Source organism: Trichocoleus desertorum AS-A10 (assembly GCF_039962155.1).
Lineage (GTDB): Bacteria > Cyanobacteriota > Cyanobacteriia > FACHB-46 > FACHB-46 > Trichocoleus.
Map to the genome: position 1 here is coordinate 1 of NZ_JAMPKN010000007.1, position 21147 is coordinate 21147.

The window sequence follows — 21147 nt, forward strand, 5'->3', positions numbered from 1 at the left end:
GCGCTGCACTTCTTCTTGGGTGCATGGCCAGTGATTGGCATCTGGTTCACGTCCTTGGGCATCAGCACGATGGCGTTCAACCTGAACGGGTTCAACTTCAACCAGTCGATCATCGACTCCCAGGGTCAAGTGATTGGCACTTGGGCCGACGTGCTGAACCGTGCAAACTTGGGAATGGAAGTGATGCACGAGCGCAACGCTCACAACTTCCCCCTTGACCTAGCTGCGGGCGAAGCTGCTCCTGTAGCGCTGAGCGCTCCTAGCATTCACTCCTAACAAAAACTCAAGTGGTAGAGTGAGACTCGCCACTTGAGCTAAAACATCACTTGATCGCTATAAAAAGCGCTCTCCACACAGAGGGCGCTTTTTTCATTAGTCTAGAAATAGAAGTATGTGACGTGCAAGAGGGGGCCTGGAAGGGGTGAGTGCCTTTTGCGCCCTAAGCTTCACTCACAAGCGATCGCCAGAATTTTTGTGAGTCGAGCAACTTCAACCGTTATGATTTGAGCTTGGATGAATTTAGGAGGCAGTCCCACGGTTTACGCACGTCCCTTAGCTCGCTTAATTGAGCAATTACAGCGCTTACCAGGTGTGGGGCCTAAAACCGCGCAACGGCTCGCTTTACATATTCTCAAACGCCCAGAAACCGAGGTTCAAGCGCTGGCTCAAGCTTTGATGGAAGCCAAGCAACAAATTGGCCTGTGTTCTGTCTGTTTTCACCTGTCGGCTGAACCTGTTTGTGAAATTTGTCGCACCGCGAATCGCGATCGCACCACACTTTGCGTTGTTGCCGATTCACGAGATGTAATTGCAATTGAAAAAACACGAGAATATCGCGGTAAATATCACGTGTTAGGAGGTTTAATTTCACCAATGGATGGAATTGGTCCTGACCAACTCTATATCCATCAACTGGTCCGGCGAGTCAGCCAAGAGAAAGTTCAAGAGGTTATTCTAGCCATTAGCCCTAGTATTGAGGGTGAAACTACCACCCTGTATGTCGGCCAGCTATTAAAGCCGTTTACAAAAGTGACTCGAATTGCCTTTGGCTTGCCGATGGGGGGCGATTTGGAGTATGCCGATGAGGTGACATTGGCAAGAGCACTAGAAGGCCGACGAGAGTTGGACTAGAACGTAAGTTTATGGCGCTAAAACGGTAGGCGAGGGGCGATCGCCTGCCATAAACTACTTCAACTTTTGCTTGATGAAGGTAACAATCTGCGTTAGTTGTTTCTTCAGGCCATCGATTTCTGCCTGCATCTTGGCAATCTTCTCATTGAGTGCCTGAATTTCTGCCGCCGATGCCCCTGACTCGGCAGGTGCTGCGGTTGCTGTAGTGGCTGCGGGCGTGGCTACGGTTGGAGCGGCTGCTTGTACCCGTGGCAGTTTTGCTTTGGCCATTGAGGCTTTAATCGCTTCAATGAGCTCCTTCTGCTCGAAAGGCTTTTCAATAAACTCGAAAAACTCAAAGGGCTCAGGGATTTTCTCGGTTACTTCTTCCCGACGCCCTGACATCACTACTAGGGGAATGCTCTGTAAGTCTGATTGGTTCTGAATCTGTTGAAAGACTTCCCAACCGCTCATTCGTGGTAGCAGGAAATCTAGCATGATCAGGTTTGGCCGTTCTTGCCGGATTAAGTTGAGACCTTCAACCCCATCTTTGGCTTCGAGAACTTCAAAGTTACCTTTGGGTAACATGTCTCGCACTCGCATCCGAATGACTCTGCTGTCATCAATAACTAGGATCTTGTGACTTGCCACAACTGACTCCTTAGGGGGTGATTCAAGGTTTAGTGAAGATTTAGATTATTATTTCTCGACCGTCCTGCTGTTTGATCCTGTTGGAGGATAACCTCGGGTGAAGAATTAATCAATGCACAGTGTAGTAGAGAAAATTGGTATACATCACTCAAGTGATGTTGAGTATAGGCATAGTGGTAATTCTATGACACCATAAACCAGCGTAGCTTCTGCAAGTGAAATTACTCTAATTTCAGTTGAGTGAGACTCCTGTTTGGTGGTGTTGGCATAGGATAGGCATTCTAATATGCCCAAAATTTCCTCAGAATTGATCTCAAAGCGATCGCACTACCGTTAGATTTGGGTAGATTGCGTTTTGGTTCGTGCCGCTATTATCAGTGACGGGAAAGGTCAAAATTGCAGTTTCGACAACAAGTTCTAGAATTTGTGATTAGACCTCTTTAATTACCCGACTGCTGGCTTGAGCCATCTAACGTTTTATGCCTTCCGAAATAGAGCCAACCCTACAGCCAAGTTTGACGAACGCATCTACTGCGGCTCGTCGTTCTGAGATTATCAGCATGCCGGAATGGCTCCGGCGACCTGTGGGTAAGGCGAGTGAGATTTCTACGGTTCAGAAGATTATTAAGCAGCGGCAAATTCATACGATTTGCGAAGAGGGGCGCTGCCCGAATCGAGGAGAGTGTTACGCCCAGAAGACAGCAACCTTCCTGCTGATGGGGCCTATCTGTACTCGTGCCTGTGGTTTTTGTCAGGTAGATAAAGGCCATGCTCCCATGCCGCTTGACCCTGATGAACCGGAAAAAATTGCTGAATCAGTTAATTTACTGGGGTTGGAATACGTAGTGCTGACTTCAGTCGCGCGCGATGACTTGGCCGATCAGGGAGCGGGTTGGTTTGCGGCTACGATGGCGGCAATTCGCGCAACGAACCCGAACACTCAGATTGAAGTGCTGACACCTGATTTTTGGGGTGGGCGAGCGACTGATCTGGAGGCAGCAGAGATGCAACGACAGCGGATTGCGACCGTGGTAGCAGCTCAGCCTGCTTGCTTCAATCACAACATTGAGACGGTGAAGCGTTTACAAGGTCCAGTGCGACGCGGTGCCAAGTATGAGCGATCGCTACAAGTGCTACAAGTGGTGAAACAGCTCAACCCCCAGATTCCTACCAAGTCTGGCTTAATGTTGGGGCATGGGGAGACCGAGTCAGAGGTAATAGAGGCTATGCAAGATTTACGCGCGGTAGCTTGCGATCGCCTCACTCTGGGGCAATACATGCGCCCATCATTGGAACACTTGCCTGTCCAGAAATATTGGACACCCGCAGAATTTGAGCACCTAGGCGCGGTTGCGCGTGCAATGGGCTTTTCTCATGTGCGTTCTGGTCCCTTAGTGCGTAGCTCCTACCACGCTGGGGAAGCGGTTTAGTCAGTTGGTGAGGTTGCAGCGGGCTCTTCCGTGGGATTGAGAAAATTTTCGCCAAAGCAAAATAAAATCTGCCTACTGGCGCGTGTGCTCGACCTAGCCTCTTTGGTATTTCTGTTTAGTAGAGTTACACAAGGAGCTTGTTTATGAGTGCTCAAGCAGTGAAATCATCGGTTAAAACCAAAGCAGTTGTGGATGAGTCTAAGCCCCCTTATCCCTACCGCACCATTGTTAGCTTGATTCTCTTAGCTGGCAATTTCCTGGTTGCAGCTATTTACTTCCATGCCATCAACCCATAATGACCTGAGACTTCTGCTTTGGTCTGCTTGGTTAAGCGCTAGTGTTACTCAAATCGTGCCTTTAAATAAGCCTTGTGGCCGCACGAGTAGCACTAGCACCATGATCAATAAAGCTACTCCCAGCTTGTATTCAGTGGGTAACCAGTAGGTGCTGACTTCCTGCGCCACTCCGATAATTAAAGCGCCCGCGATCGCGCCGTAGGGATTGCCAATTCCGCCCAAAATGACTGCCGCAAACATAGGCAAAATAAGAAACCAGCCCATGTTGGGACGTACTGCGGTAATCAGGCCATACATGCCACCACCTAGGGCCGTAAGACTACCAGCAATCACCCAAGTCCAGATTACGACTTGGTCTACGTTAATACCTGACACCCGCGCTAAATCGATGTCATCCGCTACAGCCCGCATCGCTTTACCAATTTTGGTGTTTTGTAAGAGATAATGCAGACCCAAAATCACCAAAATTGCTAACCCAACCACAATCAAGCGGTAGTAAGCAATTCGGATACCCAACAGGTTAACGGCAGAGGCGACTGGCAGATCGTAGTTTTGATTCCCACCGCCCCAGAACAAAATAATGCCGTTGCGAAGAAATAGAGCTAGACCGATGGAAATGATGATGAGGGTGGTAGAGGAAGCTCGGCGATCGCGCATGGGCGACCACAGCAGTTTTTCGGTAAGCAACACTGCCAAAATAGTCCCGACCACACCCAGGATTACAGCCAGCCAAATATTTATACCAAAACCGTTGGCTAAGAGCGTCAGGTAAGCTCCTAGCGTGAGGAAATCACCGTGGGCAAAGTTCGCTAAGCGCAAAATGCCATAGGTGAGTGTGAGACCGACAGCTGCCAGAGCAATAATGGAGCCGACTGCAATGCCATTCACAATGAGTTGAGCCAACTGCTGACTGAGGAGCTGACCCGACAGCTGAGCCAATAAATCCATAGTTTTGGTAACCGTCACATGTTCTATCGCTCTGATTGTCCCTAAACCAGAGCTGTTTGGAAAGCCAACTCAACCATCAATCTGAGTTGAGCCAACTCCTTTGTTTAATAGAATCCTTGGAGCACCTACCTAGCGCGGAATAATAGGGCGATCGCAGATATAGGCAGAGACAATCATGAGACTGCGAAATTCTCGATTACTCTTATTTACCAGTTTCCTAACGCTGTTTTGTGGCGGTGGGGCGTTACTTTTCTTTTTGTATTTCGGAACAGCCTTAAGCCAGGAAGACGACACACCAGACATTTTAAGATCTGCTTTGCAGATGGAGCTAACTCATGCTGATATTACGGCGGTAAAGTCCAACCCAAAACGCTTGTTGGTTCGCTCCTTCTCTGCTTTAAAGACCCATCTAGAGCAACGAGGTTGGACTTGGGTAGACCAAATGGGATCGCTTGTCGTCTACCGCCAAGCAGCTCAGCAGCTAAATGCGAATTGCGCTATGTACTCCCGAAGCTACATGATCTGTGATCTAAGCGAAGTTCCGTAGAGGTTTCAAGCTTCAGCCAAGTAGCATCTGTGAATCCCATCCTCACTCTTACCAACGGCTGTAAGGATGCTTCGCTAAACTGGCGTTGAAGTAACGGGGATCGTGGGAGACTTCTTCTCCAGCCCAATCGGGCAAGGTAATAGCTTGGTTCGTATCGCTCAGTTCGACTTCCGCCACCATTAACCCTTGATTTTCTCCCGCAAACTCATCCACTTCCCAAACCAAGTTGTCCCAAGCAACTCTATGGCGAGTTTTTTCAATTAGAGGCGGCTCACAAAGCTGATCCAGCATCGCTTCCGCGTCAGCTAGCGGAATGCTGTACTCAAACTCCGAGCGAGAATAGCCGACTGTGGGGCCTTTGATCGTGATGAACCCGCGATCGCCCGCAACTCGGATTCGCACAGTCTTACTGGCACTGGAAAAGATGTAACCCTGTCGATAGCGGGTGCTGCTGAGCAACGTGGGATCAGAGCGCTGCTGAAATTGCTGCCACTCCTCTGGTTTAACGAGAAATTTACGCTCGATTTCAGTAGCCATTAGCCAGATAGTTGTTGATTGAGGTAGAGAAAAGCCTCAACTTCCGCTGGTGTGGGTTGAGCCGCGATCGCCCCTGGTCGTGTAGTGGTTAAAGCGCCGACTGCACTGGCGTAGGTCACGACTTTTTTAGCTGTTTCGGGATCGCTGAGGCTTTGCAACCCATTCTGAGCGACTTGGTGCAGAAAACCAGCAACAAAGCTGTCACCTGCGCCTGTGGTGTCTTCTGATTCCACGTCAAAGGCCTTTAAGTGACCTTCATTGCCGCCCAAGTAGTAGGCGCAGCCTTTGGCTCCAGCCGTCACCAACACACTCTCGGTATTGCCTAGGCGATGGGCGATCGCGCCGGGATCAGCGGTACCAAACAACCACTCCGCCTCCTCATCCGCGAGCTTGAGAAAATCAACTCGCTTGAGTAAATCTTGAATGATGGCAGGTGCAATTTCTGGATCAGGCCAGAACATGGGTCGCCAGTTCACATCCACTAATGTCTTGACGTAATGCTGCTCGGCTAACTGTAAAGCTCGCTCTATGGCGGCTCGGCTCTCTGGGTAGGCTAACTCCAATGTACCTAATACCAAGAAGTCGGCTGACTCAAACAAGTCCACTGGCAGTTGGTCAGCTTGCAGGTGAGTATCGGCAAATTCTGCGGTGTCTAAATCTCCAAACCCAGAAAAAATGCGGTCGCCTGTCTCTGAGCGCAACACATAAACTTGGCGCGTAGGAGCCGTAGGATGACGCTGCACCCCTTTGGTATCTACACCCACAGTTTGCAACAGTTGGACTAAATTTGCTCCTGGCTCATCTTGACCCACACAGCCAACGAACCCAGCACTTGTGCCGAGCTTGACCAGTGCACAAGCAACGTTTGCTGGAGCCCCACCAGGATAGGGAGTCCAAGACTCTACCTGCTCTAGCGATCGCCCTGGTTGATTCGCCAAACAGTCAAACAAAACTTCGCCAAGACAGAGAACCCGCGGGTGAACCACACCAACACTCCTTCTCAACTTTTCCCAACCGATCAAATGCCGCCCTAAGGTGACGTCTCTTAGTTACATTGCCGTTTTTTAGCAATTAAAACCGCAATTTCGCTAAGTTAGGGTCTTATACAGACAGCAGACCCCAGATTCAGGACTTAACTCAGGAACTTGTAGGCTCAGAAGTTACCCTAGATGCCTACCATCATAGGGTTGAATGCCAACTTTCTGACTTCTAGGCATTACTCATTGGCTTCTTGAAGCTGAGCTGCTACTCGCTCCCCAAATTCTGAATCTGTATTAGCCAAACCCAATAATTGCAGATATTCAGTTTTAGTTAATCCCGCCGTCGCAATAATTGCTAGAGCTTCGGTTTCAATTTCTCGTTGGACTCGCAGCGACTCCGATTCGGTTTCGGCTCCCTGGAGTTCCCCTTCTCGCCGTTCAATGAGATCCAGCACTTGTAAAAAGGCATGAACGAATTGGTTTACCTTCTCAGACGGAATATCGTTAGAGTCTAGGTTGCTATGGCTGGAAGCAGGTTGTTCTGGAGAGAGTTCTACACTGATTGGAGCTGTGGGCAACGATTGCGCCCAAGCGATCGCCGGGCTACTCCAAACCGCCACAAACAAGCCAGCTACCACCAGTAGAGCTAGCAATTTAGCGCACCAAGAGTTTAGTGAAAATTCGACCGAGCGGGACAAGGGCATTTAACGAAAAACCGCAGTCTAAGCAACGGTTCCAACTAGGCTAGGCGTTAAGGACTCTGCTAAAGATGGCTCACTTTCGGCCCAAGGTGAACGCAAGCTAATCCAAAGGACGTAGCGCTGGTCTGTAGGGGCCGTATTGCGATCGCTAACGCAAGTAATGACCGTTTGGATACCTTGTTGAGCGAGGGCACAGCCTAAGCTGTAGGCATGGTTACGCCGCTGGAGACTGAAAGTTCGAAAGTGACGAAACAATTCGCTTTGGTAACGCATGCCATCATGCATGACGTTCTTGTACCAAAATTTGAAGTATGACGAACTCTGTTGCTCAATGACGACCAGTGGTTGCAGCATAGCGACGGTACTCCTCAATCGAGAATGTGGCGTTTGGCAGAGGATTTAAAGATTTTTTGAAATTTAGCGAAACTGCAAGCCTAGGGTCTACTTCCTAGGACTCTGACTGCGCTTCAGGTAAATCGACTCGAATAAATCTCGAATAATTACTGTCAAGACAGCTCAGAACACACATACGTTTTGAGCTGGTAGTCTCAGTTTCTCAATCGGTCAATTGAAAAATTGGAATAGCGACTACTGCTCTAGCCAATTCATCAGGATCAGGGAATGCACCTCGCGGAAGTGACGTTCCAGGGGGAGGAAGAAAGCAGAGTAGCGATTTAATCACTACGCAAGCAACCAAAACAGGAACTTGCTGAGTTCCTATTCCGAATTACCTCATCTAGAGTAAAAGAACGTCGGAAAACACCAATGTATCGATGGATACAACTATGTTTTCTTTACTAGAAATTCAAGCTTCTTCAGGCGATCGCGGTAAAACTTTGAGGAAGCTTTATGATTATTGACTATTTTCGGCTTTGCTCTCTGCTTACACCCGATTTATAGATTTCGGGCCATCCGCTCAAAATCTAGCGATGAAACCCGCTGAACCTGGGGTGTTTGCCAAAATTGCCTCTAGAATTAAAGTGAGGGATAAGTAAATATACACGGATAGGAATAGTTTATGTCTGGTGTCGAGTCTCAGAACCACGGAGTCCTCTCAGACCGAGAGTTGCAAGTAATTGAACTAGTGGCTGCTGGCTTGACTAATCAGGAGATTGCAGAAAAGTTGGCAATTAGCAAGCGCACAGTTGATAACCATATCAGTAATATTTTGACTAAGACTGCTACAGAGAACCGTGTGGCGTTGGTAATGTGGGCGTTGCAGTGGGGTAAGGTCTGCCTGAATGACGTGAACTGTTGCGTTTTGCCTTCTGCCAATGACGAAGTGATCTCTTAAGCGTAAGTTTAGATTGAGTTCAGATCATGATGCAAACTGCTAATAACCAACAGTTGCGCTACGAATTCTACAATCCCACCTTACCTTTGGCTGTGTATCGCGAAGTTGTGGCCCACTTACATCAAGTTAGTGGGGTGAAAGCGGGACTGCTACCACAACCAGCCAAAGATTTTGACTATACCTACAGTCAAGTGGGTGGCTTGTGGCTAGAGTATCCGTTAGAGGCTGACCAACCTGAGCTGAGCCAAGGAATGCGACGACGGATTGATCAGATTTTGGCCTACTATAGCGATCGCTATGGTGCTTGGAAAGCCCAGCAAGATTAACGATCTTTTTGTAATTGGAACCTGAGTGGGAATGGGCGCGATTCAAGCATTACGCGGAACCCGTGATATTCTGCCGGATGAAGTTAAGTACTGGCAACAAATAGAATCAGTAGCCCGGACGATTCTCAGTCGAGCTGCTTATCAGGAAATTCGCACCCCGATCTTCGAGCAAACGGAGTTGTTTGAGCGGGGCATTGGCGAAGCCACGGATGTGGTGGGCAAGGAAATGTACACCTTCAAGGATCGTGGCGATCGCTCAACGACGCTGCGACCGGAAGGCACGGCTGGGACAGTGCGCTCATTTATTGAACACAGTCTGCACGCGCAAGGCGGGGTGCAACGTCTCTGGTACACCGGACCCATGTTTCGCTACGAACGTCCTGGAGCAGGACGACAGCGGCAATTTTACCAGCTAGGTGTGGAAGTTCTAGGCAGCGCTGATCCACGAGCAGATGTAGAGGCAATCGCGATCGCGACCAACTTGCTACAAACCCTGGGTCTGCAAAATCTAAATTTAGATCTCAATTCTCTAGGCACTCCTGAAGATAGACAGCAGTACCGCGATGCCTTAGTTACCTACTTAACCCCTTACAAGAGTGATTTAGACCTCGATTCTCAAGATCGTCTAAGCCGTAATCCTTTACGAATTCTAGACAGTAAGGATCAGCGAACTCAGGCAATCGTCCAACAGGCTCCCAATATTCTGAATTTTCTTGGTGCAGATTCTAGAAGTCGCTTTGAGAAGGTACAGCAACTGCTAAGTGATCTAGGAATCGCTTATAAAGTCAATCCTCGATTAGTACGCGGTCTTGATTATTACTCTCATATTGCTTTTGAAATTCAATCTGACCAATTAGGTTCCCAAGCGACGGTGTGTGGTGGGGGTCGCTATGATGGGTTGGTTTCGCAGTTGGGTGGTCCTAATACACCAGCGGTTGGTTGGGCGATCGGGCTAGAGCGTTTAGTGTTGCTGCTACAGCAACTAAGCGCTGCCCCTCCATCAATACTAGATTTCTACTTAGTGTCACGGGGCGATCGCGCCGAAGCTCAAGCTTTAGTTTTGGCCCAGAAACTGCGTCAGACTGGCTTTGCGGTGGAACTAGACCTAAGTGGTAGTGCCTTTGGTAAGCAGCTGAAGCGGGCCGATCGCAGTGGTGCTTTGGCTTGTCTAATTTTGGGTGACGCAGAAGCAGAGAACCAAACTATTCAAATCAAGTGGTTGGTTTCCGGTGAACAACAAGCGATCGCACAGACGGAGTTAATTAGCAGCTATCAGCAGTTGCAGCAGCGCATCACGGAGTTTCGTGCCCAAGAACCAGCTAAGGCGGCTCAGTAGCTAACTCGCAAAAAGTTAATCACGTTTTAACGAAGTTTATAAGGGTGCTGATTTGGCGATCGGTACCCTTCGCTGTAGACATTAGTAATGTAATTTCTATGCGGCTTTCTATGCGGCCTGCCTAACTGCACAATTCAAGTTCGGTTTACGGGTGCCCAAGGCAGTAGCTTGAAAGAAGCTGGCTTGAGGAAGAGCCAACTGATAAATAAAAAGGTAGCCGTCAAGAGCTGCGTTAGGTCAACAGCAGAGAGGGAGCCATCTGCAAGAGAAGCAATGCTTCTGTCAGTAATGCCAAATAACCAACATGAAACTCCTAGGAGCCAAATGCCATTCCTGAGAGTGTTCAAGGAATCGTCTGAAGGACGTCCGCTATCCATGATTGAGGCCGTTTCCTAACTAACTGGGTGAAACATCGGCGCTACTGCTTGAGGATGACTAGACTACCTCGGAGCCGTTGTTACTTTCATGTTAAGAAATGTTTTGAATACTTGCCATAGATCCAAGGATATACATTCGATTTGCCAACTGGATAACTATGGTGCTATATGTCGCGATCCCAAATGGGGTGAAATTCCTTGAGACTCCAACCCTGGTGGAGTTTCAAGGTGAACAGAAATTAGGATAAAATTTGCGTCGGTTCAACTTCAGTAGATTTGTCAAATTCCCATGCCTGGGAAACAGAAACTGAATGGATATTGCAATTGATTTTGGGACTAGCAACACAGTTGTCGCTCGTTGGAATCGTGCTACGCAACAGCCGGAAACCCTTGCCTTACCTGGCTTATCACTGCGGCTAGGGCAAAACCCACCCCTCATTCCTAGCCTGCTCTATGTAGAAGATGCAGCGAAGCCAGAGGTAGTGTTAGGACAAGCTGTGCGCGATCGCGGCCTCGACCTCAGCAGCGACCCTCGATTTTTTCGCAATTTCAAGCGGGGGATTGGGGCAACCATTCAGGGGTTCGTTCCAGAACTGGATGGTCAGCAAGTCACCTTCGAGCGAGCAGGCACTTGGTTTCTGACTCAAATCATTGAAGAACTCAAAACCAGTTATCCAGAAGTGAAAGAATCGCTGGTGTTCACAGTGCCAGTCGATAGTTTTGAAATCTATCGCAACTGGTTAGGGCAAATCTGCCAGTCGCTACAAATTGAGCAAGTCCGCATGCTGGATGAACCAACAGCAGCAGCCCTCGGTTATGGTCTGGCGGATCAAGAAATTCTGTTAGTGGTTGACTTTGGTGGCGGCACTCTAGACCTCTCCCTAGTGCGTTTAGATTTAGGCCGACAAGCCAACAGCAAGCCTTTGGGCTTCATTTTGCAGTGGGGCCAGAAATCTTTGGCTGACAGTACCAGTCAACGACCCAAAACCGCTCGTGTTCTAGCTAAAGCAGGACAGAATCTGGGCGGAGCTGATATTGATCACTGGTTGGTCGATTATTTTGCGGCTACGCAAGGGTTAGCGGCGACACCTCTCACTACCCGTTTAGCAGAGCGCCTAAAAATTCAGCTATCACTTCAATCCCAAGCCAATGAGGTTTACTTTAACGACGAAACTTTTGAAAGCTACGAACTAGCGCTTGATCGCGATCGCTTTGAGTTGATTTTGCAGGAGCATGAGTTCTTCGATCGCCTAGATGACAGTATGACTCAGGTGTTGCGCCAAGCTAGACAGCAGGGCATCGAAATTGAAGATATCAGCGGTGTGTTGTTGGTAGGAGGAACCGCGCAAATTCCCGCAGTTCAAACTTGGGTCCAGCAATATTTTGATGTTGCCAAAATCCGCTCTTCTAAACCATTTGAGGCGATCGCTCAAGGCGCGTTGCAGTTGAATCAAGGCGTGGAGCTGAAGGATTTTCTCTACCACAGCTATGGAGTGCGCTACTGGGACCGCCGCCAAAATTGCCACAACTGGCATCCCATCGTGAAATCAGGCCAACCCTATCCCATGACCGACCCTATAGAACTGGTGCTGGGGGCTTCTGTGGAGGGCCAACCTAGCATCGAACTAATTTTGGGCGAAATGGGGGCTGAGTCAGGCGGTACAGAAGTGTACTTTGATGGCGATCGCCTCGTGACTCGCAGCTTAGCTAGTGGTCAAACTCAAGTGCAACCGCTGAATGACCGGGAGGGTGCCCGCACCATTGCACAACTCACACCGCCCGGATATCCAGGCAGCGATCGCATCAAGGTTCTGTTTCAAGTCGATGCCCAGCGTTTTCTGCGGATGACAGTCGAAGATTTATTGATGAATCAAACTTTGCTTGATGATCAACCCGTCGTTCAACTCAGCTAACTCAGTTAACTCGGTAGACTTCAAGAGTGCACTACGACCGGAGTACCTACCGTGGCCCAGTCAAAGAGCCAATTGGCATGATTTACGGCCACATTGACACAGCCATGACTTACGGGTGTGCCGAAGCGGTGGTGCCAATAAGCGCCATGAATAGCGTAGTTGCCAGAGTAATACATCGTGTAGGGCACATCAGAAATATCGTAATCGCTGCCTCGCATCCGGGCTTGGCGATGCTTCGTTTGGATGGCAAAGGCACCTGTACGGGTTGGCGTTGAGGACTTACCTGTAGAAACAATGATGGCATAAACCGGAGTTTGGCCCTCCCAAGCAATCAAGCGCTGGGATGAGAGGTCAATTTCAATCCACCGACGGTCCGACTGACGCAACGTTTGCATCTTTTGCCCCAGTGGACTGACTTCTTGAGCGGAGACCCTAGTAGTCCAGATGGATTCTGGCCCCAATACTGCTAATGCTAGTGCAGTACTCAACCAAATCTGGCTCCAACGTCGCTGCCGCTTTGAACGGGTCATGCTACCCATCGTTCTGACCTCCTAGCCAACGAGAGGAATGTTTGTGATGTTGCTGATGCACCTTGATTGGCTATTTTCTATATTCACCATAAATCATGATTCACCATAAATCATGAAATAGAGACATTTGCAACTTGCTGGCAAAGAATTCTTGCTTGTTGGGCGATCGCTAGCCAATTCTCTGCTTGAATTGCTGCTGCTGGAAATAAATTACCCGATAATCCCACGGCGATCGCTCCTGCGGCCAAAAAGTCTTTGGCATTCTCAACGGTGACACCGCCAGTCGGGATCAGGGGAATTTGCCCGAGTGGCCCTTGCAAATTACGGATATAAGTAGCGCCCCCCACTGCCTGCACCGGAAAAACTTTGACGCTACTAGCTCCTGCTTGCCAAGCTGTGACGATTTCCGTAGGCGACAAAGCTCCCGGCACAATGGGCACACCTTGCTGCAAAGCGAGCTGAATCAAGCCAAAATCCACATGCGGGGTAAACAAAAACTGTGCTCCTGCTGCGATCGCCGATTGTAACTGCGCCCGAGTTAGCAAAGTGCCTGTGCCAACTAAACAGTTAGGTAACTCTGAGCGTAGGGATGCAATCAATTCGGGGGCGCGATCGCTATTCCAAGTAATTTCGATTAATCGCATCCCTCCCATTGCGACTGCCCGCGCCATCTGTTGACCTACCTCAAAGGTAGGGGCACGAATGACCGCGATCGCTCGCTCTTGTTTTAGGGTGGACAACCAAAAAGACTCAGACATATTTACTGTTAATTCAACTGAAACAAATGCCACGGGCCGTAGATTTCTAAGATTGCCTAAGTTTTATTGAATTTAACGAATACTCACCCTTACGACGTACCAATTTGTGTCGAAAAGTTATCTTAATCACTATTTCTAAATAAAGCCCTTTTAGCGTGGCTAACCTTTTGTGCACCTGAATCTTGGCTTTTAGCTTTGTTTTTGCGATGAACAATTTTACTCAGTTCTTAGAAAAAACAGCTTATTTTAAGTCAGCCATCTGGGAGATGCAGCTTAGCTATTATCTTTCTAATCTGGTGGGTGAATGGAAGTCGTTTTAAACATTACTTAGGAGCACCCTATGGCTCTCACAAAACTTGAAAGCTATTACCCAGATTACAAAGATCATAACAACGGCGATGACATCAAATCTTTAGATGTTTATGCCCAAAATGACAAGGTTGGCTCAGTCAAAGACGTTTTAGTAGATGAGCGTGATGGTAAGTTCCGCTATCTCGTCGTTGATACCGGCTTTTGGGTACTAGGTAAGAAAGTATTGCTTCCCATTGGCTTGGCTCAAATCGACTACACGCAGCGTCGCGTTAACGTCAGCACCCTGACTAAGGAACAAGTCGAAAACTTGCCAGAGTTCACTGACGAACTCAAAATCGACCAAGACTACGAAGAAAACGTTCGGGGAGTCTATCGCCCGACGGCAACTGGTACAACTGGCACTGCCAGTACTGCTGCTAGCACCGCTACCACTGCTAGCACTGCGGGCAAGGTACCTTTTAACCGCGACACCTACGACTACAAGCAAGATGCTGCGCTATACGACCTGAACGAGCGTGACCATCAAACTCTACGGTTATACGAAGAGCGCTTGATCACTAACAAACAGCGCCAGAAGACTGGGGAAGTGACAGTTGGTAAGCACGTTGAAACCGAAACTGCTCGAGTTTCCGTACCTGTAGAGAAAGAGCGAATCGTGATTGAGCGCACCACTCCAACTGGGGCAGGCACTCCTGTTGCTCCTGGGGATGCAGCTTTCCAAGAAGGCACTGTAGCTCACGTCGATCTCTATGAAGAAAGAGCTGACGTACATAAGGAAGCCTTTGTACGCGAGCAGGTCAACATCCGTAAGGAAGTAGATCATGAGACGGTAACTGCTGAAGAGCAGATCCGCCGTGAAGAGTTAGACATTGACGATGCAGGCCGCGGCATCATCGACAAAGGCACCACCAATCGCGATCGCCGCTAAACCATCCTGAATCTTTAGGCCTCTCATAGGTCATTAATCAGATTCAGTCTGCTTCAGTCTACAAAGTGCAGGGAGGGTTAACCTGCCTGCACTTTTCAGTACTCTCGCGATCGCCTCCTTCCCAAAGAACTCATGAAGCGAAATGAGGCGATCGCTACTATTAACCCCTTTAGGAGCAACTCTATGGCTCTTTATAAACTTGACGATTATTACCCTAACTACCGTCAAGAACTTTTTGATGGTAATGATGTCAAAGGGCTAGATGTCTATACCGAGAGTGATGAGAAAGTTGGCAGTATTCACAACGTTTTAGTAGATGACGAAGGTCACTTCCGCTATCTCGTTGTAGACACAGGTTTTTGGGTTTTTGGCAAAAAGGTTTTGCTGCCAGTAGGCCGTTTCCGGAGCGATCCCCAAGCTCAACGCATCTACACAATTGGCTTAACCAAGCAACAAGCAGAAAACTTGCCAGAGTACCACGACAATCTAGTCGTAGATTATGACTACGAAGAGCGCGTACGAGGTGTTTATCGGCCTGCCAGTTTAGATGCCTCGACTCCCCTAGAAGCTTCGGCTCCGCTTGAGGCCTCCCTGCCTTTAGAGAACACTTACGCTCAAGGCACTACCTATCGGACCGCTAGTGCCGCTCCAATCGAGCGGTCTGCTCCTGTAGAAAGGCCTGCGGCGGCTAGTCCTCGTCCAGCTTATGACTATCGCCAAGAACCCGCTCTCTACAACATGAATGAGCGGGATCACCAAACCATTCAGCTCTATGAAGAGCGATTGGTTGCTAACAAGCATCGTCGCAAAGCTGGAGAAGTTGCTGTTGGTAAGCATGTCGAAACTGAAACGGCTAGAGTGGCAGTGCCCGTTGAGCGCGAACGAATCGTCATTGAGCGCACCAACCCGACTAATCTAGGGACCTCGGTAACGCCAGGCACCGCTGACTTCCGCGAAGGTGAGATTGCCCGCATGGAAGTTTACGAAGAAACTGCGGACGTGCATAAGGAAGCTTTTGTAAGAGAACAGGTCAACATTCGCAAGGAAGTTGAGCGCGATACTGTCACCGCAGAAGATCAAATTCGTCGCGAAGAACTAGATATCGATACCCAAGGTCGTCCCATCCGGGATAACCGCCCAGGCAGCTCTCCTCGCGATCGCCGCTAAACTAACCGCTTCTCATGACTTACTCATGACCTAGATGGATAACTCATCTCATGGAAGCGCTAATCAAACGGTGCAGGTAGAGCAACCTCAGCTCTGCCTGCATTTTTTCACCCGACTGTTTCTACTGCATCACATTAGATTTTGGGGTTGATTGGGTTGAACAAACCCGACCAACACAACCCTAACCAGTAACTATTTAAGCGGGTGTCTTATGAGTAACTCCCTATTTCCAGATCACTCCACCTCTGATAAAAAACAAGCCCGTCTGGATACTTTGGTGACCAAGGTACGTGACAAGCTGAAGAACTTTGCTGTTAAAGACCAGCATGGTGAGTTAGTTGGTGAAGTGCGAGATGTGCAGCTTACAGCCGACCGCCAGCTTCAGTTTTTGGTTTCTTTACCAGACGCGCATAAGGGCTTTCGTCTGGTTTTGCTGACTAGCAAGTCTATTCACAGTATTGATTCTCCAAACCGCTCAGTGTTGACTCACTTGAGCGCGGCGCAGATGGCTCAACTACCCGAATCTTCGCTACCTGCCACTGGAGAGGCCGCATCTTCAACGCTACCCTCCAAGCCTGTGACATTACCTTTCGAGTCCAGTAGCCAACTTAACTCTCAACAAAGTTCTAATTCAACTTCAAATCCTATGGAAAGTTTCACTGACTCCACCCCAACTTCAAACTCAACTCCTCTACCACTCCAGAACTCGTTGGAGTTCGATCGCGTGAATGATGCAGCGATTCCTCATGTAGTGGAAGAAGAAGCAATTCGCTTGTTGGAAGAGCGCCTGGTTGTAGACCGAAGCAAGCATAAAATTGGCGAGGTAATTGTTCGCAAAGCCATTGAAACTCAAATTGTGGAAGTCCCGGTACGCCGCGAAAAGCTGATCGTGGAGCAAATCAGCCCGGAACATCGGCAACTGGCAGAAATTGATTTGAGCCAGGGCGACCTCACAGCGGTGGAACTAGCCAATGCAATGGCTACCGATAGTCAGCAGGGTGTGGTGCGGGGCGAGTTTGCCTCTCCTGGTGCAGCGAGTCAGTTCCTCGATGCGATCGCTAAAACTCACCGTCATGGGTGCGAAAAAATTCAAGTTGAAATCGTCTTATCCGATCCGAATTTGCAAGAAACTTACGCGAATTGGTTGGCGCAATACGCCGCTCATTAATCTCAAACCATAAAAAATCAAACAATAAAAAGAGTCGAGGTTCAAACCTGAGAATTTCAGGACTGACCTCGACTCTATAATTTTAAGGAGGGTTAACCTTTTCGGATCGATGCTTGGATTTACGCGATCGCTGCGATCTTAACGTCGTTGTTGCCTAGCAATTCTTGCAGCTCTTCCGCGTCCACCGTCTCTTTCTCAACCAACATATCTGCTAGCAGATCCAAGACGTGACGGTTTTCGATCAAAACTGACTTAGAGCGACGATACGCTTGCTCAACTAAGTTACGCACTTCATCGTCAATCGTGGCAGCCGTTTCTTCCGAGAAGTCTCGCTCAGCAGCAATGTCGCGTCCCAGGAACATATTGCCTTGCTGACGACCCAATGCCACAGGACCGAGGCGATCGCTCATCCCGAAGCGAGTTACCATTTGTCGAGCTACACGCGCTACTTGTTGCAAGTCGCTGGCTGCACCAGTAGTGACTTCTTCTTCACCAAAGATGATTTCTTCGGCAATGCGGCCACCGAGGGCTACTGCCATCTGGTTTTGCAGATAGGAGCGGCTGTAGAGACCAGAGTCCATGCGATCTTCGCTGGGGGTGAACCAAGTTAAACCACCTGCACGACCACGAGGGATAATGCTAATTTTTTGTACGGGGTCATAGTCAGGCATCAGCGCACCAACGAGGGCGTGACCTGCTTCGTGGTAAGCCACCAATTGCTTGCGCTTCTCGCTCATAACGCGGTCCTTCTTCTCTGGACCTGCCAAGACGCGATCGATCGCATCGTTGACTTCATCCATCGAAATTTCGGTCAAGTTGCGACGAGCCGCTAGAATTGCCGCTTCATTTAGCAGGTTAGATAGGTCAGCACCCGTAAACCCAGGAGTACGACGCGCAATCCGGTCTAAGTCCACATCCTTCGCTAATGTTTTGCCACGAGCATGCACCCGCAAAATTTCTGAACGACCCGCAAAATCAGGGCGATCGACTACGACTTGACGGTCAAAACGACCCGGACGCAAGAGAGCGGCGTCTAATACGTCGGGACGGTTGGTAGCAGCAATCACGATGATGCCAGTGTTGCCTTCAAAACCATCCATTTCGGTCAGCAACTGGTTGAGGGTTTGTTCCCGCTCATCGTTGCCGCCACCTAGACCAGCACCCCGCTGCCGACCCACGGCATCAATTTCATCGATAAAGACGATACAGGGAGCATTAGCTTTAGCTTGCTCGAACAGGTCACGGACGCGAGACGCACCCACGCCTACGAACATCTCCACGAACTCAGAACCAGAGATGGAGAAGAAGGGCACGCCTGCTTCACCCGCTACCGCGCGAGCTAGCAAAGTTTTACCTGTTCCTGGAGGGCCGACTAGCAGCACACCTTTAGGAATCTTGGCTCCAACCGCAGTAAAGCGATCGGCGTTTTTGAGGAAATCTACAACTTCATTTAGTTCTAGTTTTGCCTGGTCAATCCCTGCCACGTCACCAAAGGTTACCTGGGTTTGAGGTTCCATTTGGACTCTAGCTTTGGATTTACCAAAATTCATCGCTTGGCTACCGGGGCCATTCTGAGCCCGACGCAGCAAGAAGAATAAACCAACCAGCAATAACACTGGGAAGAATAGGCTGCTCAATGCCTTGAGCCAGAAACCATCATCGGTTTGGGGCAGAACTGAAATATCTACATTATTTTTAGTTAGCGTATCGATCAGCTCAGGATCGCTGGGCAGATTGACCAGTACCTTGCTACCGTCTTGAGCCGTGACTAAGGCTCTAGAGCGATCGGAGCTGAGACTAACTTTTTCTACTCGATTACCTTCAACTTCTTGAATAAACTGACTGTATCGCCACGTCTCCCGACTCTGGGGCTGCTTGTCAAAAAGTGCAGTTGCTAAAGCAACGACCACAATTGCTAGAAGCGCGTACAGTCCCGCATTTCTCCACCGTTTGTTCACTGAGGTCAATCCTCCTAGTTGTAAGTTGCGGGGACTTTTTTCAAAATTGTTTGTGTTAACTAATATTAACCTAATTTCAGAAACAGGTTAACAGTCAGCTCTAGAAAAGCCCCCGCAATTGCTGAAAACCTTGATGAAAGGGGTCGTAGGCAAGTTGAGAGTCGCGTCTCAGAATCCCGTGGATTGGCACAACTTCGACCACACTGTTACAGTAGGCGATCGCCTCAAACTCCATGACCAAATCTAGACACCAGGGTTCTTCTCGTATTGTCCTATTCTGGCTCATCAACCAGGAAATGAGCTGCGATCGCATCAGTCCAGGCAAAATTCCTGCCTTTAGGGGGGGAGTCCACCACTCGCCATCCAGCCATCCCCAGAGATTGCCTGTACTGGTTTCTAGCCAATCCCCCTGCTGATTCACCAAAATTGATTCTTGCGCTCCTTTTTGCATGGCGCTTTGCCGAGCTAGCCAAGTTGGGAGATAGTTACCTGTTTTATGCACTGGCAGCGATCGCTGAAACCGAGAAGACTCCGCCAACCAAGCCACAATTCCTTGCCGTTGCCAGTCCCCTAAATTTGGTGGCAGCGATCGCCCCGTAATCCATTCCCGCCCATCGGAAAACAGTGTAATGCGGAGAACGGGAAAATAAGGAACTAAAGCTTCGGCTCCTTGGCGCACTCGTTTCCAATCTGGAGTCTGCCAGTCGAGCGCTCGCAAACTCCGCTTCAATCGCTGACAGTGCCCTGCCCAATTGGTTAACGGTGCTTCTAAAGACTGGGAGTAAACCCGCAACGTCGTAAACACAGTTGCACCATAGAGCAACCCCGGTTCATCTACAGGCAACGTCAGTGAGCCTGCACAAACTAGCTCCCCAGCGTACCAGAAAAATTGCGAATTCGAGTTAAGCACCGGAAAGCCTGACCCTAGTTGGAGAAAAGCCAGACAAATCTTACAGTTCCGAGTGAACTGGGAGCAACGGTTTTAGAGGTGCTTGACTAATCTTGACTAATCTCGTGCGGGAGGCCTGATCCTTGATCTTCCATCTGGCCCTGTGATGACGTCTCCGCCTAAAGCACGAATCCGTTTCACTGCAATTTGACGGGTGCGATCATCTGTAGCGTTACCCAAAACCTGCGACCACGCTGCTACCTGAGCAAATTTGCTTCTAGGGTTCCGAGCTAAAAATTGGGAAGTTCGCCGTGAGAAGGTAGCAATACTTTGGCTCTCTGGATCTGCATAAGTACTAGCCCACTCTGCTGCCATTGCAAAAGATTGCTGAGCTGCCTTAGCATCTCCTAGAAATAACAGTTCATCAATGCCTTTGTAGCGCCAAACATAGTATGACTTTGGTGGCGCTTTAGGAGAAAGTTGCTTGAGGCTTTGGTTCATCAAGGTAACAGAGCGTTCGGGCATTGCTGCATAGAGAGATGTACTGCCAGAGAGAAAAAAGTAACCATCCAAGAAGTAAGGGTCACGGCTTAAAACGACTTCGAAATATTCTGGACTTAATTCGTAACCAGTTTTCTCGCGGGCTTCATCATCGCCAAAATATTGCAGAAAATTTAGAAACACCCAATCTGCCAACAAATTACTGAATCCAAACGTTGGCAGCTTTTCGAGTAGATTGAGGCGTAACTTCTCCGCAGCAAGCTCCCGTTCTAGAACTGCTACAGGAGCAGTACTGGTTTTAGTACTAATCTTCCTCAGTTGCGGCAGTTGGGTCGCCCCAATCAAAGCGGCACAGGCTAATGCGACTAGAGAAGGACCAATTAGCTGGCCCCAGGCTTGCCGAGAAAACACCATCACTTGTCCTAAGTTACAACCTCAACTACCGGATTCAGTTCCTAGGCGACTGAAAAACTCGCCAGGGCGATCGCTT

General features: G+C 49.0%; 23 protein-coding genes and 1 pseudogene. 12 read left to right on the plus strand and 12 right to left on the minus strand.

Annotated features, from left to right (window positions below; translation table 11 throughout):
* Both NDA01_RS11845 and recR read left to right on the plus strand, forming a co-directional pair.
* Positions 1–276: pseudogene (locus tag NDA01_RS11845) on the plus strand (photosystem II q(b) protein); the annotation flags it as partial.
* 237 nt (positions 277–513) lie between these two features.
* Positions 514–1131, plus strand: a complete 618-nt coding sequence (gene recR / locus NDA01_RS11850) for a recombination mediator RecR (RefSeq protein WP_190553110.1) — start codon at positions 514–516, stop codon at positions 1129–1131.
* Between the two features lie 54 nt (positions 1132–1185).
* Here the strand turns inward: recR and NDA01_RS11855 are convergent, their stop codons facing one another.
* Entirely contained in the window at positions 1186–1761 is a 576-nt protein-coding gene (locus NDA01_RS11855) for a response regulator (protein WP_190564157.1), read from the minus strand.
* Between the two features lie 479 nt (positions 1762–2240).
* Here NDA01_RS11855 and lipA point away from each other — a divergent pair, with 479 nt between their 5' ends.
* Both lipA and psaX read left to right on the plus strand, forming a co-directional pair.
* On the plus strand, positions 2241–3191 hold the full coding sequence (lipA, locus tag NDA01_RS11860; RefSeq protein WP_348228099.1) for a lipoyl synthase: 951 nt from the start codon (positions 2241–2243) through the stop codon (positions 3189–3191).
* A gap of 143 nt (positions 3192–3334) precedes the next feature.
* Positions 3335–3487, plus strand: a complete 153-nt coding sequence (gene psaX, locus NDA01_RS11865) for a photosystem I protein PsaX (RefSeq protein WP_190441544.1) — start codon at positions 3335–3337, stop codon at positions 3485–3487.
* A gap of 48 nt (positions 3488–3535) precedes the next feature.
* On the opposite strand, the gene NDA01_RS11870 is transcribed toward psaX, so the two are convergent.
* Positions 3536–4435 carry a branched-chain amino acid ABC transporter permease gene (locus NDA01_RS11870; RefSeq protein ID WP_348228100.1) on the minus strand — a complete coding sequence of 300 codons (900 nt, stop codon included), beginning with the start codon at positions 4433–4435 and terminating at the stop codon, positions 3536–3538.
* Positions 4436–4610: 175 nt separating this feature from the next.
* Between NDA01_RS11870 and NDA01_RS11875 the strand changes: the two genes are divergently transcribed.
* Entirely contained in the window at positions 4611–4982 is a 372-nt protein-coding gene (locus tag NDA01_RS11875; RefSeq protein ID WP_348228101.1) for a hypothetical protein, read from the plus strand.
* Positions 4983–5030: 48 nt separating this feature from the next.
* On the opposite strand, the gene NDA01_RS11880 is transcribed toward NDA01_RS11875, so the two are convergent.
* The 4 genes from NDA01_RS11880 to NDA01_RS11895 all read right to left on the minus strand — a co-directional run bounded on the left by NDA01_RS11880 (position 5031) and on the right by NDA01_RS11895 (position 7554).
* Positions 5031–5519, minus strand: a complete 489-nt coding sequence (locus NDA01_RS11880; protein ID WP_348228102.1) for a CYTH domain-containing protein — start codon at positions 5517–5519, stop codon at positions 5031–5033.
* Entirely contained in the window at positions 5519–6505 is a 987-nt protein-coding gene (locus NDA01_RS11885; protein WP_348228103.1) for a carbohydrate kinase family protein, read from the minus strand. The genes NDA01_RS11880 and NDA01_RS11885 overlap by 1 nt, the downstream gene beginning before the upstream one ends.
* A 230-nt stretch (positions 6506–6735) precedes the next feature.
* Positions 6736–7203, minus strand: a complete 468-nt coding sequence (locus NDA01_RS11890) for a DUF4168 domain-containing protein (RefSeq protein ID WP_348228104.1) — start codon at positions 7201–7203, stop codon at positions 6736–6738.
* Positions 7204–7221: 18 nt separating this feature from the next.
* Positions 7222–7554, minus strand: a complete 333-nt coding sequence (locus tag NDA01_RS11895; RefSeq protein WP_348228105.1) for a hypothetical protein — start codon at positions 7552–7554, stop codon at positions 7222–7224.
* Between the two features lie 664 nt (positions 7555–8218).
* On the opposite strand from NDA01_RS11895, the gene pedR reads away from it, so the two are divergent.
* From pedR to hisS, 3 genes are read left to right on the plus strand one after another with little or no spacing between them, the layout of a single operon-like run.
* Complete coding sequence (gene pedR, locus NDA01_RS11900) at positions 8219–8494, plus strand: photosynthetic electron transport-dependent transcriptional regulator PedR (protein ID WP_190441532.1); 276 nt, start codon at positions 8219–8221, stop codon at positions 8492–8494.
* A 26-nt stretch (positions 8495–8520) separates the two neighbouring features.
* A complete protein-coding gene (locus NDA01_RS11905) occupies positions 8521–8820 on the plus strand; it encodes a hypothetical protein (RefSeq protein WP_242017094.1) in 300 nt (99 codons plus the stop codon).
* 31 nt (positions 8821–8851) lie between these two features.
* Complete coding sequence (gene hisS / locus NDA01_RS11910) at positions 8852–10156, plus strand: histidine--tRNA ligase (protein ID WP_348228106.1); 1305 nt, start codon at positions 8852–8854, stop codon at positions 10154–10156.
* A gap of 134 nt (positions 10157–10290) precedes the next feature.
* Here hisS and NDA01_RS11915 read toward each other — a convergent pair whose 3' ends face one another.
* Positions 10291–10533: a hypothetical protein gene (locus NDA01_RS11915; protein ID WP_190441529.1), complete on the minus strand. Its 243-nt coding sequence runs from the start codon at positions 10531–10533 to the stop codon at positions 10291–10293.
* A 311-nt stretch (positions 10534–10844) separates the two neighbouring features.
* Here NDA01_RS11915 and NDA01_RS11920 point away from each other — a divergent pair, with 311 nt between their 5' ends.
* Positions 10845–12446 carry an Hsp70 family protein gene (locus tag NDA01_RS11920; protein ID WP_348228107.1) on the plus strand — a complete coding sequence of 534 codons (1602 nt, stop codon included), beginning with the start codon at positions 10845–10847 and terminating at the stop codon, positions 12444–12446.
* 20 nt (positions 12447–12466) lie between these two features.
* Here the strand turns inward: NDA01_RS11920 and NDA01_RS11925 are convergent, their stop codons facing one another.
* Complete coding sequence (locus NDA01_RS11925) at positions 12467–12985, minus strand: L,D-transpeptidase (RefSeq protein WP_348228108.1); 519 nt, start codon at positions 12983–12985, stop codon at positions 12467–12469.
* A gap of 101 nt (positions 12986–13086) precedes the next feature.
* On the minus strand, positions 13087–13734 hold the full coding sequence (locus NDA01_RS11930; protein ID WP_190553099.1) for a bifunctional 4-hydroxy-2-oxoglutarate aldolase/2-dehydro-3-deoxy-phosphogluconate aldolase: 648 nt from the start codon (positions 13732–13734) through the stop codon (positions 13087–13089).
* A 340-nt stretch (positions 13735–14074) separates the two neighbouring features.
* Here NDA01_RS11930 and NDA01_RS11935 point away from each other — a divergent pair, with 340 nt between their 5' ends.
* The 3 genes from NDA01_RS11935 to NDA01_RS11945 all read left to right on the plus strand — a co-directional run bounded on the left by NDA01_RS11935 (position 14075) and on the right by NDA01_RS11945 (position 17309).
* Entirely contained in the window at positions 14075–14974 is a 900-nt protein-coding gene (locus NDA01_RS11935; protein ID WP_190564135.1) for a DUF2382 domain-containing protein, read from the plus strand.
* 183 nt (positions 14975–15157) lie between these two features.
* Complete coding sequence (locus NDA01_RS11940) at positions 15158–16141, plus strand: DUF2382 domain-containing protein (protein ID WP_348228109.1); 984 nt, start codon at positions 15158–15160, stop codon at positions 16139–16141.
* A 211-nt stretch (positions 16142–16352) separates the two neighbouring features.
* A complete protein-coding gene (locus NDA01_RS11945) occupies positions 16353–17309 on the plus strand; it encodes a YsnF/AvaK domain-containing protein (RefSeq protein WP_348228110.1) in 957 nt (318 codons plus the stop codon).
* Positions 17310–17428: 119 nt separating this feature from the next.
* Here the strand turns inward: NDA01_RS11945 and ftsH3 are convergent, their stop codons facing one another.
* From ftsH3 to NDA01_RS11960, 3 genes are all read right to left on the minus strand, one after another.
* Positions 17429–19267 carry an ATP-dependent zinc metalloprotease FtsH3 gene (ftsH3, locus tag NDA01_RS11950; protein WP_313930268.1) on the minus strand — a complete coding sequence of 613 codons (1839 nt, stop codon included), beginning with the start codon at positions 19265–19267 and terminating at the stop codon, positions 17429–17431.
* A gap of 100 nt (positions 19268–19367) precedes the next feature.
* The gene (locus NDA01_RS11955) at positions 19368–20177 is read right to left on the minus strand and encodes an aminotransferase class IV (protein ID WP_348228111.1); all 810 of its coding nucleotides are present in this window, start codon (positions 20175–20177) and stop codon (positions 19368–19370) included.
* A gap of 96 nt (positions 20178–20273) precedes the next feature.
* The gene (locus tag NDA01_RS11960) at positions 20274–21071 is read right to left on the minus strand and encodes a hypothetical protein (protein WP_348228112.1); all 798 of its coding nucleotides are present in this window, start codon (positions 21069–21071) and stop codon (positions 20274–20276) included.
* Positions 21072–21147: the final 76 nt, after the last annotated feature.

Bases quoted from the DNA above. Each gene is read 5' to 3' on its own strand.
- recR (WP_190553110.1), top strand. From the start codon at position 514: ATGAATTTAGGAGGCAGTCCCACGGTTTACGCACGTCCCTTAGCTCGC.
- lipA (WP_348228099.1), top strand. From the start codon at position 2,241: ATGCCTTCCGAAATAGAGCCAACCCTACAGCCAAGTTTGACGAACGCA.
- psaX (WP_190441544.1), top strand. From the start codon at position 3,335: ATGAGTGCTCAAGCAGTGAAATCATCGGTTAAAACCAAAGCAGTTGTG.
- NDA01_RS11870 (WP_348228100.1), bottom strand. From the start codon at position 4,435: ATGGATTTATTGGCTCAGCTGTCGGGTCAGCTCCTCAGTCAGCAGTTG.
- NDA01_RS11875 (WP_348228101.1), top strand. From the start codon at position 4,611: ATGAGACTGCGAAATTCTCGATTACTCTTATTTACCAGTTTCCTAACG.
- NDA01_RS11880 (WP_348228102.1), bottom strand. From the start codon at position 5,519: ATGGCTACTGAAATCGAGCGTAAATTTCTCGTTAAACCAGAGGAGTGG.
- NDA01_RS11890 (WP_348228104.1), bottom strand. From the start codon at position 7,203: ATGCCCTTGTCCCGCTCGGTCGAATTTTCACTAAACTCTTGGTGCGCT.
- NDA01_RS11895 (WP_348228105.1), bottom strand. From the start codon at position 7,554: ATGCTGCAACCACTGGTCGTCATTGAGCAACAGAGTTCGTCATACTTC.
- pedR (WP_190441532.1), top strand. From the start codon at position 8,219: ATGTCTGGTGTCGAGTCTCAGAACCACGGAGTCCTCTCAGACCGAGAG.
- NDA01_RS11905 (WP_242017094.1), top strand. From the start codon at position 8,521: ATGATGCAAACTGCTAATAACCAACAGTTGCGCTACGAATTCTACAAT.
- hisS (WP_348228106.1), top strand. From the start codon at position 8,852: ATGGGCGCGATTCAAGCATTACGCGGAACCCGTGATATTCTGCCGGAT.
- NDA01_RS11915 (WP_190441529.1), bottom strand. From the start codon at position 10,533: ATGGATAGCGGACGTCCTTCAGACGATTCCTTGAACACTCTCAGGAAT.
- NDA01_RS11920 (WP_348228107.1), top strand. From the start codon at position 10,845: ATGGATATTGCAATTGATTTTGGGACTAGCAACACAGTTGTCGCTCGT.
- NDA01_RS11925 (WP_348228108.1), bottom strand. From the start codon at position 12,985: ATGGGTAGCATGACCCGTTCAAAGCGGCAGCGACGTTGGAGCCAGATT.
- NDA01_RS11930 (WP_190553099.1), bottom strand. From the start codon at position 13,734: ATGTCTGAGTCTTTTTGGTTGTCCACCCTAAAACAAGAGCGAGCGATC.
- NDA01_RS11935 (WP_190564135.1), top strand. From the start codon at position 14,075: ATGGCTCTCACAAAACTTGAAAGCTATTACCCAGATTACAAAGATCAT.
- NDA01_RS11940 (WP_348228109.1), top strand. From the start codon at position 15,158: ATGGCTCTTTATAAACTTGACGATTATTACCCTAACTACCGTCAAGAA.
- NDA01_RS11945 (WP_348228110.1), top strand. From the start codon at position 16,353: ATGAGTAACTCCCTATTTCCAGATCACTCCACCTCTGATAAAAAACAA.
- NDA01_RS11960 (WP_348228112.1), bottom strand. From the start codon at position 21,071: ATGGTGTTTTCTCGGCAAGCCTGGGGCCAGCTAATTGGTCCTTCTCTA.